The 15,400-nt window shown below is 40.6% G+C and carries 19 protein-coding genes and 1 tRNA gene; 4 read left to right on the top strand and 16 right to left on the bottom strand.

Going from position 1 to position 15,400, the window contains the following annotated elements; genetic code table 11:
- Positions 1 to 45 precede the first annotated feature (45 nt).
- The 4 genes from E4K67_RS17625 to E4K67_RS17610 all read right to left on the bottom strand — a co-directional run bounded on the left by E4K67_RS17625 (position 46) and on the right by E4K67_RS17610 (position 5,616).
- Complete coding sequence (locus tag E4K67_RS17625; RefSeq protein ID WP_135549024.1) at positions 46 to 2,568, bottom strand: DNA translocase FtsK; 2,523 nt, start codon at positions 2,566 to 2,568, stop codon at positions 46 to 48.
- A gap of 181 nt (positions 2,569 to 2,749) precedes the next feature.
- Positions 2,750 to 3,640 carry a BON domain-containing protein gene (locus E4K67_RS17620; RefSeq protein WP_135549022.1) on the bottom strand — a complete coding sequence of 297 codons (891 nt, stop codon included), beginning with the start codon at positions 3,638 to 3,640 and terminating at the stop codon, positions 2,750 to 2,752.
- A gap of 84 nt (positions 3,641 to 3,724) precedes the next feature.
- On the bottom strand, positions 3,725 to 4,741 hold the full coding sequence (locus E4K67_RS17615) for a potassium channel family protein (RefSeq protein ID WP_135549020.1): 1,017 nt from the start codon (positions 4,739 to 4,741) through the stop codon (positions 3,725 to 3,727).
- A 47-nt stretch (positions 4,742 to 4,788) separates the two neighbouring features.
- The gene (locus E4K67_RS17610; protein ID WP_135549018.1) at positions 4,789 to 5,616 is read right to left on the bottom strand and encodes a PHP domain-containing protein; all 828 of its coding nucleotides are present in this window, start codon (positions 5,614 to 5,616) and stop codon (positions 4,789 to 4,791) included.
- A gap of 232 nt (positions 5,617 to 5,848) precedes the next feature.
- Here E4K67_RS17610 and E4K67_RS17605 point away from each other — a divergent pair.
- A tRNA-Trp gene (locus E4K67_RS17605) sits at positions 5,849 to 5,923 on the top strand.
- Between the two features lie 179 nt (positions 5,924 to 6,102).
- Here the strand turns inward: E4K67_RS17605 and E4K67_RS17600 are convergent.
- The 3 genes from E4K67_RS17600 to E4K67_RS17590 all read right to left on the bottom strand — a co-directional run bounded on the left by E4K67_RS17600 (position 6,103) and on the right by E4K67_RS17590 (position 7,041).
- Positions 6,103 to 6,324, bottom strand: a complete 222-nt coding sequence (locus tag E4K67_RS17600) for a helix-turn-helix domain-containing protein (protein ID WP_135549016.1) — start codon at positions 6,322 to 6,324, stop codon at positions 6,103 to 6,105.
- Between the two features lie 171 nt (positions 6,325 to 6,495).
- The gene (locus E4K67_RS17595; protein WP_135549014.1) at positions 6,496 to 6,756 is read right to left on the bottom strand and encodes a hypothetical protein; all 261 of its coding nucleotides are present in this window, start codon (positions 6,754 to 6,756) and stop codon (positions 6,496 to 6,498) included.
- Positions 6,757 to 6,846: 90 nt separating this feature from the next.
- Positions 6,847 to 7,041, bottom strand: a complete 195-nt coding sequence (locus tag E4K67_RS17590; RefSeq protein ID WP_135549012.1) for a helix-turn-helix domain-containing protein — start codon at positions 7,039 to 7,041, stop codon at positions 6,847 to 6,849.
- A 201-nt stretch (positions 7,042 to 7,242) separates the two neighbouring features.
- Here E4K67_RS17590 and E4K67_RS31575 point away from each other — a divergent pair, with 201 nt between their 5' ends.
- The 3 genes from E4K67_RS31575 (at position 7,243) to E4K67_RS17570 (ending at position 9,367) form a co-directional block, all read left to right on the top strand.
- Positions 7,243 to 7,437: a helix-turn-helix transcriptional regulator gene (locus E4K67_RS31575; RefSeq protein WP_135549010.1), complete on the top strand. Its 195-nt coding sequence runs from the start codon at positions 7,243 to 7,245 to the stop codon at positions 7,435 to 7,437.
- 131 nt (positions 7,438 to 7,568) lie between these two features.
- Positions 7,569 to 7,988 carry a hypothetical protein gene (locus tag E4K67_RS17580; protein ID WP_135549008.1) on the top strand — a complete coding sequence of 140 codons (420 nt, stop codon included), beginning with the start codon at positions 7,569 to 7,571 and terminating at the stop codon, positions 7,986 to 7,988.
- 521 nt (positions 7,989 to 8,509) lie between these two features.
- The gene (locus tag E4K67_RS17570) at positions 8,510 to 9,367 is read left to right on the top strand and encodes a hypothetical protein (protein ID WP_135549004.1); all 858 of its coding nucleotides are present in this window, start codon (positions 8,510 to 8,512) and stop codon (positions 9,365 to 9,367) included.
- Positions 9,368 to 9,784: 417 nt separating this feature from the next.
- Here the strand turns inward: E4K67_RS17570 and E4K67_RS17565 are convergent, their stop codons facing one another.
- The 9 genes from E4K67_RS17565 to E4K67_RS17525 form a co-directional block, all read right to left on the bottom strand.
- Entirely contained in the window at positions 9,785 to 10,033 is a 249-nt protein-coding gene (locus tag E4K67_RS17565) for a hypothetical protein (RefSeq protein ID WP_135549001.1), read from the bottom strand.
- A 57-nt stretch (positions 10,034 to 10,090) separates the two neighbouring features.
- Entirely contained in the window at positions 10,091 to 10,285 is a 195-nt protein-coding gene (locus tag E4K67_RS17560; RefSeq protein WP_135548999.1) for a hypothetical protein, read from the bottom strand.
- A gap of 18 nt (positions 10,286 to 10,303) precedes the next feature.
- Entirely contained in the window at positions 10,304 to 10,978 is a 675-nt protein-coding gene (locus E4K67_RS17555; RefSeq protein WP_135548997.1) for a hypothetical protein, read from the bottom strand.
- Entirely contained in the window at positions 10,968 to 11,348 is a 381-nt protein-coding gene (locus E4K67_RS17550; protein WP_135548995.1) for a hypothetical protein, read from the bottom strand. Before E4K67_RS17550 ends, E4K67_RS17555 begins: the two co-directional genes overlap by 11 nt.
- Complete coding sequence (locus tag E4K67_RS17545) at positions 11,348 to 12,190, bottom strand: ParA family protein (RefSeq protein ID WP_135548993.1); 843 nt, start codon at positions 12,188 to 12,190, stop codon at positions 11,348 to 11,350. The genes E4K67_RS17550 and E4K67_RS17545 overlap by 1 nt, the downstream gene beginning before the upstream one ends.
- Positions 12,191 to 12,576: 386 nt before the next feature.
- A complete protein-coding gene (locus tag E4K67_RS17540; RefSeq protein ID WP_135548991.1) occupies positions 12,577 to 12,951 on the bottom strand; it encodes a hypothetical protein in 375 nt (124 codons plus the stop codon).
- Between the two features lie 70 nt (positions 12,952 to 13,021).
- Positions 13,022 to 13,768: an N-acetylmuramoyl-L-alanine amidase gene (locus tag E4K67_RS17535; RefSeq protein WP_135548989.1), complete on the bottom strand. Its 747-nt coding sequence runs from the start codon at positions 13,766 to 13,768 to the stop codon at positions 13,022 to 13,024.
- A gap of 16 nt (positions 13,769 to 13,784) precedes the next feature.
- Positions 13,785 to 14,036 (bottom strand): hemolysin XhlA family protein, encoded by a 252-nt coding sequence (locus E4K67_RS17530; RefSeq protein WP_135549370.1) that lies wholly within the window; start codon positions 14,034 to 14,036, stop codon positions 13,785 to 13,787.
- 259 nt (positions 14,037 to 14,295) lie between these two features.
- Positions 14,296 to 15,399, bottom strand: coding sequence for a right-handed parallel beta-helix repeat-containing protein (locus E4K67_RS17525; RefSeq protein ID WP_135548987.1), 1,104 nt, complete (start codon positions 15,397 to 15,399; stop codon positions 14,296 to 14,298).
- Between the last annotated feature and the right edge of the window lies 1 nt (position 15,400).

Here is a 15,400-nt window from a genome sequence, read left to right as displayed (position 1 = left end):
TTGAGGCTCGATGGTAATATCGTCCGCGCTCCACGCACATCGCTATCATCCGAATCGTTCATTAAATTCATCTAAGGTTAAAAGCACCTGACGCGGCTTACTTCCTTCATAGGTACCAACGACCCCTTGTTCTTGGAGCATATCCATTAACCGAGCTGCTCGAGTATACCCTAATTTCAACTTACGTTGCAGAAAGGATACAGAGGCAATCCCTGTCCTGATAAAAAGCTGTCCTGCATCAATGAACAAGACATCATCTGGCCCGTTGCTGTCTTCATTTTTAGCCGTTGTTTCTGCGAAAAGATGCTCTGGATCTAGATATTCTGGTCTACCTAATCCTTTCCAGTGCGTGATAACCCTTTGTACCTCGTCATCTGTGACCAAGCACCCTTGTACGCGTAGCGCTTTATTCACTCCCAGAGGAGAATAAAGCATGTCTCCTCGCCCCAAAAGTTTCTCAGCGCCCGTTGCATCCAGAATGGTGCGGGAATCGATTTGCGACGAAACTGCAAACGAAATTCGACTTGGAATATTGGCCTTAATCACCCCCGTAATAACATCAACAGAGGGCCGTTGAGTCGCGATCACCAAATGTATCCCTGCTGCCCGAGCCATTTGAGCTAAGCGACAAATAGCTTCTTCAACTTCCCCCGCTGCGACCATCATCAGATCAGCCAACTCATCAATGATCACGACAATGAAGGGCAAAGCGGGTTTCCAGCTGATCGTTTCCCCAGCTTTCATTTTATTATACCGTTCGATATCTCGAACCCCTGCGGCTGCAAAAAGTTCATACCGGTTTTCCATTTCCTTGACGATCCATTTTAAAGCACTGGCTGCTTTCTTCGGGTCGACAACAACTGGAGCCAAAAGGTGCGGTATACCATTATACTGACTGAGCTCTACCATTTTTGGATCCACAAGCAAAAATTTCACTTCATCTGGGGTCGCATTGTAGAGAATAGAATTAATAATTGACGTAACACAGACACTCTTGCCCGAGCCTGTAGCCCCGGCTACAAGGAGGTGGGGCATTTTAATCAAATCCCCTATGATCGGTTGATCCGCGATATCCTTCCCTAAGGCAACTTTCAGTTTAGAAGGATATTCTCCAAAACTAGTTGTGTCAAGGACTTCTCTAAATGGCACTGAGCGCGCTTGTTTATTGGGAACCTCGATCCCAATAGCCGCTTTTCCAGGGATCGGAGCTTCAATACGCACATCCCGAGCTGCCAGCCCTAAGGCAATATCATCCGCTAAATTGACGATCTTACTTATCTTAACGCCAGGCGCCGGGGCTAATTCATAACGAGTAATAACTGGCCCTCTTGTTACGCGGATAACCTTAGCTTTAACTCCAAAATCGAGGAGTACTTTTTCCAGTAGTTGAGACGTTTCTGTATCTTGAATTATTATACGTTTTATAACAGGTTCCAATAAATCAAAATCAGGAAGCGTCCAATGATCAACCCTTTCAAGCAGAGGTTCATCTACTTGTGCCACAATCACTTCCGTCATTGGTTTCAACGTTAAGACAGGGGCTTGAGGGGCTTGAGGAACTTCAGAGGCCTCTGTGGTCACATAAGGTTCATAGGCCTCGGGACGTTCAAGGACTTGCATGTCTAAAGAAGTACACGCTGATTCCAATAACGCACCGCTAGAATCATCGACTAACACGCATTCCTGCGGCAATTCCACTTCAACTTCTATTTCCTCTATAAAATACTCGATGGGACTCCCCACAAGTTCTGTCTCCAAACTTACTTCCGTAACAGAACCCTCGACATGGGCAATCGTGCCTGACAAATCCAGCGTTGTACACTCTTCCCTCAATGCACCTAAGAGATCGTGACTTTTTAAGTCTTGGGGATCATCCCCACCGTCTTTAAATTGAGCTAAGTATTCTTTTTGATCCTCCTGGGACTTAAACGGCGAAGAAAACAACATTGGTTTCTCTGCTGTTATTTTAGCGATTTCTCCTAGCGCATTATAATTTTGCCTTGGGATTTCTCGCCCAAATCTTTCTTCCTCGTCTACTTCTTCAATGTACCCTTTAAGCCCTTTTAGAGTTGTCATTTTGCCTAGCTTCCTTGGGTAAAACGTCTCCCCTGTTCCAAAATACGTTGGGAAATCCCTTCCCATTTCCTTCATGTCTTCCATCTTTTGGACATCAGAATCCTTAATTTCTAGCATATCAGGCGAAGAAAAATATTGATCAAATCCCCGCAAACTAACAAATTTGCCCGTAGGCAGGGAGATTCCCTTGGAAAAAACGTCCTGCTTAGCTTTTGATTCTTGCAATTCATTAGGAATTGAACGATTAGAGAACATTTTTGGGCGATTTCTGATTAAACTCGGAGAATAAATCCAAAGCAAAACAGCTGTAACAAAGCATAAGAAGGGGCCAGCCCAAGCCAGACTTCCCATAACCGCTTTAAACATGCTATACACCAGGTTTCCGATAGAAAACCCGAAAGAGCCCAGTAGACCTATAACCGCGAACACCAATAAAAATACACTGACTAACTTAAGCCACAAAGAACTTAGTTCTTTTTCCCTTTTCGACACACCTTCCACCTCCACGCTTCTTATACATTATGGTAGATGAGCTAGGAGAATGTCAAAAGGTTTTTTTAAATTTTCAGTAGCGCACACTAACTAAATTAGAAGTCGGGTCTTCTTGCTAGCAATATATAGAACCAAAAACCCACAGTAAAAACTGTGGGTTTTTGGTTCTATTATTGGGGATTTAACCTTTGCTCCAATGCGCCGCTACCTTGATTGAATTATTAACATCGTGGATTCCTGGGATATACTGGATCATTTTCTCAGCCCATAAGCGATCTTCTTCGGAATACACTTCACCTGTCAGAAAGGCAATCCCTCCTTGAACAGCAGCACGTATCTGACCCGAGTTCAAACGATGTTGACCAAGCTTCGCAACCAACTGTTCCGTTAACCACAAATCATCTCCTTGCGAGCGATGACGAGTAAATACTTCACTGACGACTGCTTTTACACCAGGTACTTGATACGCTGTTTCTACAACCCACTCCATTGTTTCCTGAGTATCTACCAGTCCTGTTAGAGTAATCAGACCATTACGAGCCTCTGTTTTAATCTCTTGAGCATTGACCCACGGAGAGGCAACCAAGGCATTTTCGACTCTGTTTACTAAAGTGGCATCATCCACAGCCTTTTCTAAGAACTGTATCTCACTTCGCACTTCTTTAACTCCACGAACCTGAGAAGCTAAGCGCTTGGCCAACCGTTCCGTGCTTTGGGTCTCGACATGTCCAAGGAGGGTAGCAATTCCACGGCTTACTCGACAACCTAAATGCGTAATATCTTCATAATTAGATCCTTGAAACCGTTGAATTATTCCTTGCTCAACGTCTTTATCTTTGATAGTCCCGTCATTAGACACTGTTAATGAATTATCTAATTCTCTAACCCCGTCGATGCGGCCCACTCGGCTTCCGAAAAAATCCTTTTCTGCGAGACTATCTACAGTCCCCCAAAGGTTTACCCGATCCCCTTTGACCTCCACATGTAGCCCTTGCCCACTTTCCCCAAAATGTGTATGAATAAGGTTTTTGATATCCCGAAGGACTTGTTGTTCTGTACGTAGCTTATGCATAATTCTCCCTCCACAATGAAAAAGTTGTTGTGCTCACTTAGAGGGTATTTTATCCCAAGCCTTATCCTTTTAATCTGACGTAATTTATATATTTTCTAAATCTAATTTTATTAAGTTGGCAGCTACATCCTCTAAACGATGCAATTGTTCTCTTAAACCGAAAACAATTAAAAGATCGCCCTCTAAAATCATTTCTTCAGCAGCTGGATTACTGATTACCTGATTTTCTCGGACAATCGCCATAACCATTGCACCCGTTCGCTGTTTAATCCCACTATTGACCAATGTCTTACCCACTAAACAAGAGCTTTTATTTATTCTAAGCTCCTCCATATCCATGGCAATATTATGGTCATGAATTACAGTGTCGATATATTCGACGCTCACCGGTTTTAAAATAGACATTGCCATTCGCCAGGCACCTAAGATGGCAGGAGAAATCACTTTATCTGCTCCAGCACGCAATAATTTTTTCTCAGTTTCTAACTCATCCATCCTGGCAACCACGTGAATAGCAGGATTTAGTCCTTTGGCTGACAAAGTTACAAAAACGTTCAAAGAATCCTCTGGCAAAGCTGTTATAAGGCCTTTAGCCTTATCAATACGTGCTCTTTTAAGGGTTTCATCATGAGTCGCATCACTATTGATTACTAAAAACCCTTCTTCAACGAACTGATTTGCCAGATCTTCTTGCTTTTCAATAACAACACAGGAGGCTCCCTCCTCACGAAGGCGGTAAAGAATTTGCCTGCCGACTCGTCCAGCTCCGCAAACGATGATATGATCCTGAAGGTTTAAGATCTTTTTGTTCATTTTTCTCCTCCCATACGCACCAGCCAACTCACCCTCAATCATAAAGGCCATCATAAGCCCCGCAAAATAGAGCATTACCCCTACTCCTCCAAGCATTAGTAAAACTAGTAAAGCATGCCCGGAGTTTGAGTGTACTTCAATATCTCCATAACCCACCGTCGTCACCGTTTGTACAGTTAAAAAAATAGCTTGGGCTAAACTGAGGTGTTCCGTAAGTATTAATCCAACTGTGCCTACAATTAGCGTTACAAGTAAGGCTAAAAAGGCAAGTCTAATCCTCTTTTCCAACAACTAACTGCTCCTTCCTGTCAGGTTGAAGGTTAATTATAAATAGCCTAAGCATTTGTTAGGTAGGCCTCTAATTTCTGAACCCCTTCAAGCGGGACATCCATTTGGCCCAGTGTAACCACGCCAAATGGACCATGATAATCACTACCACCTGTAGCCAAGATGGCAAATTTCTCCGCGATTTCCGCATAGTACGGGATCAGCGTTTCTTGCCTTTCCCAGTAACCGTAATATACTTCAAGCCCAATGAACCGATAATTCAAAAGCTCAAATATCTGTTTGGGATCGTTCAGTAGTCCTGGGTGAGCTAATACTGGAAGTCCTCCACAAGCAAAAATAAGATCAACAGCATCTTCAAAGGTATGCATCAGATAAGGCATATAAGCGACTCCTCCTGGCCGAAAATATTTTGCAATTTCTGGCCAGTTCTGACTACACCCACATTTTCCATGATATAAAGCCCTCATAATATGGCCCTTACTAACAGCACCATCGGCACAGACCTCACGCTCAACATCTTGCCAATCCAACGAGAGACCGCCGTTTTTTAAGCATTCTACCATATCATAAGCCAAAGCCGTTCGTTGTTCACGTATTTCTCTTAATCGAGACTGTAAGACAGGATTATTAACATCTTTAAAATATCCCAAGAGATGAACCTCTATGCCCTGATAATTAGTGAGTAATTCCACGCCAGGAATAATCTTAATGTTTAAACGCTCTGCCAGTCTTTGAGCCTTAGCAATTCCTTCGGTACTCTCATGATCTGTTATACCGAGAATTTGAACATTATTAGCGTGGGCGAGGTTAACGACCTCTTCAGCCGATAGTAAACCGTCTGATTCTTGAGTATGGACATGCAGATCGACCTTCAAGAACACCCCTCCCTTACATTTTCCGTTTAAAGAAACCATAGCTTATGGCAAGTTTTTCAAGCTGGATACGAATCAGTTAAAAAAGCACTACTTTAGTATGCCTATTCTTGCTTTTCCTTAAAAATCCTGCTGCTTGTTCCAGATCAACATATTTATTCTTAAACTTATAATATTTTGATTGACACTTTTTCCTTTTTCGGATATAATTCAATTCGTTGCTGAAATACTTCTTAGGGGATTAGTTTAATGGCTAGAACAGCGGTCTCCAAAACCGCTGATGGGAGTTCGACTCTCTCATCCCCTGCCAAACGAAAAATAGGCTGGGAGCCTTATTATAAGCGGTTTGAGAGGGTTTGGTACCCTCTCTTTTTCAGTTAATTCACTAACCATGAAGTAATAAACTATTGTATCTTTTAACCGAATATGGTTATTTTTTAGGCACGTATTGGGCACGTTAGACGCTTTGGGCACGTTTTAGGCACGTTTTTATCTATGATTCTTAACGTATTCAGACTCTAATCCTACGAAAATTTGCTCAATATTGATACGGAATAGTCGTTTCGCCTTTTTTGCTAAGTCAAAAGGCATCTTCCTTGTGTCCTCTTCATACATCTTTACGTCCTCTACGGTAATACCACAAACTACAGCAATGTCTTCCATGGAATATCCATTCATTTCTCTAGCTGATCTTAAGGTCACCTGAGCCATAAAATCATTTCCCTTCTAATTATATTGCGTGAAATACAATAACTTTTAATTTTACCCTTGTGGTAATAGGGAAAAGTAAAGTATAATTGCATTACAAATATTCCCTATTACTGGGGTTTTTTGTAGAGGAAGTCCGAAACTCTTGCGGGGTATGCGGGCTTCCTTGTTTATTTATTTTACCTTCTTCAGCTTGTTTAGCGGTTCGCTTATCAAGCCATCATCTCCCTGCGTAACCCTGAATTTCTCATTATTAAACTGAAAGAGTTCTCCCGTATTAAGGCCTGATTCATCTAGTCCAGCGACCATGCTAATTTTTCGTCGTTGCCACGTCTCGCCCTCGTCATCGCTAACCTTAACTTCGACCAGTACATTGGCCTCGTCTAAAAATTCATTTTTGAATTGGTCATCGTTTCCTTTTGCTTTCTTTCCCACAACATCGCCCCCTCGGAACGTTTATTCTTTCATTATTAGAACACATGTTCCATTTGTCTTCAAGGGGTAATTTGTCGTAATGTGTTATTCTTAATATCTCCCCCTCAAAAGGGTCCTCGCTTCGACTCCTAATGCTTCTGCAATTATGGCTACGGTTTTCAAACCAGGGTGTTTCCCTTCTTCGATAGCGGCAATATAGCTCTTACTTAATCCCGTAGTTTTAGCCAGTTGTTTTTGTGTCCACCCCTTCTCTTCACGGAGCTCAGCAATCCTTTTCCCTACCATTTTGTCATTCCCTTGTTGCTACCTATAAGGTTATACCTAACGGCTTGTCGAATCATAGTGTAATGGCTACCGAAAAAGTACCTATTCTACGATTAATATAACCTATTTACGACACAATTTATATGCGTACCCATATATTTACTTATATACCACTTTTCTCGCAGGGATTACACAGTGTTTGTTGAATTCCTAACATCGGTGATGAGAATGAATCGATTAGAATTAATAATGCATAAAAAAAATATGACCCAAAATGATCTATCTAAATTAACAGGAATCTCCCAAAATGATATTAGTAAAATTATAAATGATAGGAAAGACATTTATTTGACAACAGCTCAGAAGATCGCCCGCGCCGTTGGGGAAAAAGTAGATTACATTTGGTATGATTATTAAGAAAGACCCCTGCATTGCTGCTGGGGTCCTTCTATTTGTCACAAAACAATTAATTCTGTCGGATGGCAGGAAACTATATATGATTGTGGAATTAATATTTACTATAAGATATCGAATAGGAGATTGATAAAATGGGATTTCTTGATAATCTTAAAAAACAGCTTACACTTGTTCAGGTAAAATACTTAGGTGGTCATCCGGAGCTGAGTGGCCCTAGTACCTTAGGGCTTGGCTCCTCAGAAGGTAAGCTTATCCTTAATGCTGGCATTAGGCCCCTATTGGAAATTCCATTATCTGATATAGTTGGTCTTACTCTTGAAAAAGCTAGCCACAGAAGTGCTGGGAAAGCTGCTGCAGGCGCAATTATAGGCGGTGCACTTACTGGAGGAATTGGACTACTCGCAGGCGCAGCATTTGGCGGACGAAAAAAAGATGATAGCGTAATAGTGCTTACTGTAAAATATGGAGTTGCAAATGTCGATCTATTTTTTTCTGGTGCAAATATTGATACTGCTAAAACATACCCACAAGTTGCTAAACTACTTCATTAATGAAATGTTAATTGGGCCTCAAGAATCACTCAGAGGCTTTTAAATTAAAAGATGATCCTGTGCGCGACGCATTCATGATCTCCAATATACTGTCGTCCGTAACGGAGTAGAACAGGCAAACGCTAGGCTGATCGAGTCAGTGAGTCAGATCGAGAAAAATGTCCATGAGATTAAGATAGCAGCAACCAAAAAGGAGAGCAGTTAAGCTCTCCTTAAAAGCAGAAACCCGGTGCCGCCCCACACACCGGGTTTCTGTAAACGGGATATCAAAATAACCGATACCACAACCAACGACCTCTACGATCCGCCCCACTATACTATATGCCCCTGTCCCATAAGGTGTGACAAGCGCCGACTTAATTGCCGGCGTCTTTTTTATGCCTATTGACTTATCAAGACTCTTGCAGTTAACAAATATTGGTGTTATAATAATGGTATACAAAAGGTTTACCGGTAGACATTGGTAAACCACGCATGAATAGAGGGTTAATAGTATACCTATTGTGAAGGGGGAATGAATTATGTCCGACGAAAAGGATATTAAGCCAGATTCCTACTCAGTAAAAACAACAAACGACATCACGGGATCCGTTGACGAGCTACTAAAGGCAACCGGCCTCAACAATAAGGAACTATTCGCAGCTATGGTCACGCAATTCAAGACGAATTTAATGGCCGGCAGTGACGCCGAGCAGACTGAAGATATGCAGCAACTACGTTATCACCTCTCCCACGCTGAATCCATTTTTACTAACATGGTTCAGAAACTTCATGACCTGAAGGAAAACTTTACTGAGCGTATTGACCAAGAGAAGCATCTGCATCAAAGTGTTGTCGCCCAAGTTGAGCGTAGCCGACAACAGGCGGAAGAAGAACGCGACAAGGCCCGGCTGGAGTTGGCTGAAATCCAAGAGCAAATGAAGGAGTTAACCGAGCGAAATAACGAACTCGAAGTTGTCAATAAGTCAAATTTAACTACGATTACCCTGCTTACCGACAAAACGGAATCCCTTGAGGCCCGGATCGGAACTGTCTCTGAAATGGAGACAGAGATTAAGAAGCTACGGACACAGCTTATCGATGAAGAATCAAGGCTTAGTGGGCTACAAATCAAGTTAGATCAAAGCCAGCGGGCCGTCGAAGCTAAAGAGCAGACTATTGCAAACCTGGAGAAATCTCACGCCGCGGAATTGGTTTCTGCACAAAAAATGGCTGACCTACAAATACATGCGGCCGGCGTTGAAGCGAATAATCGAGTTCTGGAAGCTACTACTAAGCTCAAGGATGAGTATGCCGCCAAGATTGATGCCCTCATAGAGAAAAATCAACTCCTGACTGCCCGGGTGCATGAATTAGAGTTAGGTAAAAACAAACGCTAAAAAAGCAGAAGCCCGGCTCGCCATACCGGGTTTCTGCTTATCGCCAAAAATATTTTCCTAACCACCGCACTACACTATATGTCCCTGTCCGTTAAAGTGTGACAAAGCGCCGGTTAACACCCGGCGTCTTTTTTATGCTCCAGCAGCTCCCCCACAAGATTCGTAACATTTTTGGACAAGCAAACATAAGATATATCAGATGCGATAACAGGCAGTTCACTTCTAAGAAAGGAGAGTCGGCAGGGGCTCTCCTATATTTAATGAAGGAGGAATGTTTTTATGCCTCCCAAACCAGTTCCCCCCGGAATTATCGACCGAATCATTAGAGCCTTATTAAGATTGATTAGGGCAATCAAGAGTTTACTGAGTAAAAGGACGAAGGCGGTTTTATTACCACCTTCGTCCTAATCTTAATACTTACATCTTCCACAACATCCATTTGCAAGTCTGCAGCTCATACTTCAACTCAAACACCTTCATGGCTCCATCTACTTCGCTTTGGCAGCGAAAGCACAGCATACGATTGCCGGCGAGCTTTTCTTCAGTTGTGTGGATAACCTGTTGGACTCTCACGACACTGTCCTTATGCCGAAATCGCACTGGGTGAGGTTTACCGTTTAGATCAAACCAGCAGACCATCTCAATTAATTCCGCCACTACTTTCATACGTACAGTCGCCCCTAATAAGAACGTTTGTTCTTATTATAGCTTAAGATGAGCGAATTAGTACAGGTAAGTTTTGGGTATACTCTGGCACTTGAAGATCAGCATCTTATTACCGGCAAGTTTCTCTTCGGTTACTGAGACTACGTGCCCGATCTTGATCTCCTTGTCGGCGATCTTGAAGTGGATCGGGTGAGGTGTACCGTCGAGCTCGAAGTGGGCTAGGAGTGTGATGGGGGTTAAGAGGATTTTCATATGTTTGTACATCCCCCTTTAAGCTTCCTGTTTAAAAGTATCCAATTCACTTAATCGTCTATATATCCTTTCCGAGACAAGAAATTTTAGTGATGTACTTTTCCTATAAAAAACATGGTTGATTTCTTCATCATAAACCACTAAAACAATATAAGTTATTTCTGAAATTAGCTGTACTAAATCTCTGCTTCTTTGAAGCATCTTTTCTTCGGTTAAATGACTATTTTTCAACTCTACATAACTACTAGTGACAGGCAAATCTGCCCTGATATTATTATGAACATAATCACATGCTGAAGAATAATAATTTCTAATTAATTGATAATTACCTAATTTTGATTCATCAAATTTTGAAAACAAATTTGTGATACTCATATCATCACCATCTTCTAATCGTAAAATTACACGAAGACTATTTTCAATTAATGATCGTAAATCAAAATAGGAATATCTTTCATTACTATTACAAATAGAAATTATAGCATTAAGCGAATCGTAAATTATACTGTTAAAATAGCGTTTGTGTTGTAAATTTGACTCCTTAATTGTTAAATCGAAAAAGATCACTTTTTTTAAGATACAAATAAAATCATTTACTAATCCTTCATTTTTTATATAATTAAATTCTTCCCTGAAAACATCTAGAACATTTTTTACGTTGAACGGATCATGTGTCAATATATTATTTTCCATTTCTTATACCTTGTATCCACTTTGAAATAGATGGCTTTTCTTTACTCATTTCTGATTGACTTTTGTTTTCTAAGTTAAAATCGAAATAATCAAATAGTCTTTTAAGCATTATACTCAAATTTTCTTTATCATAATTATAAATTGTTTTAGTAAGTCTAGCCCCTATTAGGCTCCTAGACTTCATTACATATGGTAAATAAGTCATTTCAAAAACTTTTTTTAAGTAGTCTTCAATATCTGAATTTTTTTTGAAAATTTCTTTTGAAAATAATATGGATATATTTGTTCCAATAACCATCTCCACACTATTCTTTTTCCTATTTAATTCAATCAGTCTATTTCTGAGATCATTTTCATTTTCAATTTGCACTATGATTCACTCCTTAATATGGCTTCCAATTCCTCGCAAATAAGTGCTATGTCTTCTCTCGATTTTTTATAGTGTGATGCTATATTTCCTTTCCCTCCGACTTGCAAATCTCTAACATAAGTTGTCCCATTTTGAAAAACGTATAATTCTCCTATGTTTTCCACTGATTCAAATTCGTCTTTTAATGCTTGAGTTTTCTGAGTTAAGTTATCATCTAAGTTAGTGTATATTACGCCAAGTGGTCTAATATCTAATTCCGCTTCTGCCTTTAAATTACTAATTACTGTTATAAGATTCGTTAGACCTAATATTGAATATTTGTCTATTTTAACGGGAACTACATAATAATCTGAAGCAACTATTGACGCATCAGTATACATTGATATAGTTGGAGGAGAATCTATTAGTATGTAATCGTATATATCTTTTAAGAAATTACTAGTAATAAACTTTTGGACTCGTTTTATTCTTGTGTTATCCATTGTATTGTTATCAAAAATTAAATTTATATCTCCAAAGACCATATGTAAATTATCGTTAAATTCATGAATCACTTCTTCTTTTCCTATGTGAACATTCCTTTGGTATACATTTGTGGTAGTTGCGAACAGCTTCCTAATTGTTTTTTCTGTGCGGAAAGTGGATAAATATTCGTCTACTAACTCATATTTATCCAGTAAAGATTGGGTGGCATTAAACTGCGGATCAATATCTATTATTAAAACCTTTTTCCCCAACTCATTTGCTAAATATTCACCTATACCTATGCACAAGGTTGTCTTCCCAACCCCGCCCTTCATATTAATAAATGTTATTACTGGCGCTTTATTATCATCTATCATACCATACAGCTCCTCCATATTTTAGTAATTAGATTAATAATATAAATGGGTCACTGCCATATTAACTCAATATACCCCTATCATCTCATAACTTTATCGCGAAATTAGGGGAAACCTGTCTATAACGCAAAAAAGCCTCCCTCCAATTAAGGAGAGACGCTTCGTCATATGCAGGGAATCCCTCTCCAGCACTTCACTAGGAGGGAAAGGCATGAGAAGTTGGTCTATATTTCAACCGTAAACGTACGTGTTCTTGCTATACATTGATCATACTCCCTATTTGTTGTCTCTCGATTAACTTTATGTAAAGAATGCGTTAAACCTTATAATGAACAAAAGGGCTCCCTCCAATCAAGGAGAGAGGCCTTTTGTTATGTCTGATTACTTTATCCCGGGTCAGTAATTTTGCTCTCTTGGATTTCTTCCTGCTTTGGCTTATTCTCGTCAGTCGTGTTTAATCCCGATAGATAATTCTTAGCTCGGGAGTAAAGTGTATTGGCCATATCTTCAAACATTTTGTGAGTAATAAACAATCGGACGTTCGCGGGCAATAACTGGTACCCTCGGTCGACCACAAAAATAAACTTTTGATCTCCATTTTTGAGCATCAGATCCTCTGCTTCTTTCTCTGCCCGGAGCATCAACGATAGAATGATCTGAGTTGCTTTGGTCTTACCCTGAGAGATCAGATAGATTATGAAGCAGAGTGCGAACAGGATTATTCCCCAGTAACTCTGGAGATACGATAAAAATACGTCCACGTTTAATTCCCCCTCTTTCATTTTGGCAAGCGCTTGCCGATTTGCTAACGGCATTAATGTCGGGAGCAAATTATCCTAGATATCGCTTTACAGCTGCAGCTGTGTCATACTTGTCGTTCCCACTCAGCAACACCTCGTTTGGGTGCCCCACCGTTGCCCCGCCGATCACGAATAACTTCTCAACGCTCTTAGCATCCTTCGGTACGGACCGATCCTCTCCTCGCACAAATACCGCGCAATTACCATTCTTAACAGCCACATCCACACCGGCCCAGAAATCATCCTTGGTATTTAATAAAACTGCTACATCCAACACGTCGCTCTCCCCTTTCAAATCCTCAAATAGTCGATCCCACGGAAATCCTGAACCTGGGCAATTGGACTTATTAACCGAGTCAATCCGGTAATGCCCGATGATATTGTCCCGAGTCACCGGGATCCCCAGCTCTGCCACTAACCACCGATGCAGAGCTAGAGTTGACTGATACTGCGCTTCGGTCATTACATCTCCGCTATAGCCCTCGTGTTCGATAGAAATGGTGTAATAGTTTGGATTAACTCCGGAGTACAAAGGCCAATCGGGTTTATTCGCAATGCCGTTTGCCCATGCCGGGTATTTCAGGTCGACGTATTGATGGATATCGCCATTCTTACCTACTCCAAAATGAGAACTGGCCTTACTCGCTGGATTTAAAAACCATGAGTCTGTGCCTATTAATGTCCCGGCCATAATGTGGTCTACGATGGCAATCATTTTATAACCCTTTGGATCATTGTGGTTTGGTGATCCGATCCATGTGATGTTTGGCTTATCCATTTTTCCTCTCTCCTCCCTATCTGAAAATAGCCAACGCCCCGATCGCTGCAGCAATAATAGCCCCAACAACAGTGCGCCAGAGCCAGGTGTTATTTTCCTCGAGCTTATCAATTCGATGACAGTTTGACTTTGATCTGGATTCGTTTTCGATTGCTCTGTCTTCCACTGTATCAAGCCTTTCCCGGATGCCGTTGTGGTTGTCGAGTTTTGTTTCTACCCGCACTAGGCGCTCACGAATGTCCATTAGTACATCTTGTTGTTCAGCCATTAGCACATCAGTCTCCCTCCCCTTCATTTCTACTTATAAATACATAAGCCCAGGGTGCCCTACTTCGCGGTCACCTCTCCGCTTTTCAGACTTAGATTCCCGGGCATAAAAATAACCGCTCGTTAGCGGTAAAATAAACTTGATATAAGCGCTTTCCAATTCTAATACTCAACAATCTTGATCCCCCACCCGCCTCATCCTTTCATTTTTAGGCATAACACCTCACCTAAGGCGTCTTATTTACCAAAAAGTTATTTGATCATATTATATTCATAGACACTTGAGTGTTTTCACCAACTTTTAAAACAGGGTTTGCTTGTGTATACCCATTTATGAAAGTATTATTCGTAATCAAATTATTATCACAATTAGTTGATTCTTCAACGCAGTAGTTGTAACCACAATCGCCACTTTCATAGACTGTAAAGGAATTGTTGCAAATCTGATTTCCAAAAGCTTTTTCACTCGCGTCAATGTCCTTGAATTTAATACTACTTCTACTAGTATCAGATAATGTATTTCGTCTACCTCCAAACCTATTGTTATTTATTAAATACCCCCAAGCTCTCCCTTGCATTACTATGTTTTCCCATAAACCGGCTTCAAAAATATTCCCTTGTATTAAAGCATAAGCAGCCCAGTTTCCTACTATATCAGTTCTATTCGCTGCAAAATGATTATTACCAACGACTTGAGTATTCCAACCATTGATCAGTAAACCACAGGCATCCCAGTTCCATAGAACTTCTTCTGATTTAGCATTATCGCCGAAACTAGTGCCCGTTATAGTAGTATCTCCACCAGCGACCATACCTTTAGCATGATTATTCTTTACAAAGCCATCTCTAAAATAACCACCATACGTTCCTTCGCCATCAAGCTTAATTCCACTATGACAATTCTCAACGATTAAATGGCAAAACTCGAATTCTTGTGATTTAATTTTAATCCCCCAAAAATCTTGGTCCCTGTTATTATCGTGGTTACCATCTACTCTAAATTCTTTCAACGTTGGAAAATAGACAATGCCGCTATCATAATTATCGCTAACTAGCATGTCACATCTAGAACCACTTTGTAAAAAAAACCTAGTATTATATCCACTACCTTCAATGTACGAAGAATCCTTCACATGAACAGAACCAGAAATATTAATGTCACCATCTAATAATTGTATTTTTGGTACCATCCAATTACCAAATGAGGCGTTAGGATTACTGTGAATATCTTGAATGATGTCGTTTAATGTTTCCTGATCATCCGTGCCTGGCAATACATATCTGGCTGCAGATTTTTGAAGGGATTTACGTGGTGCAATAGTAATAATACCTCCTCCAGGTACTGCCCTCCGTGTTAAACTCATC

It is taken from the genome of Desulfosporosinus fructosivorans (assembly GCF_004766045.1).
Lineage (GTDB): Bacteria > Bacillota > Desulfitobacteriia > Desulfitobacteriales > Desulfitobacteriaceae > Desulfosporosinus > Desulfosporosinus fructosivorans.
The sequence above is the reverse complement of the archived record's forward strand: the minus strand, read 5'-3'. Positions and strand labels throughout refer to the sequence as shown.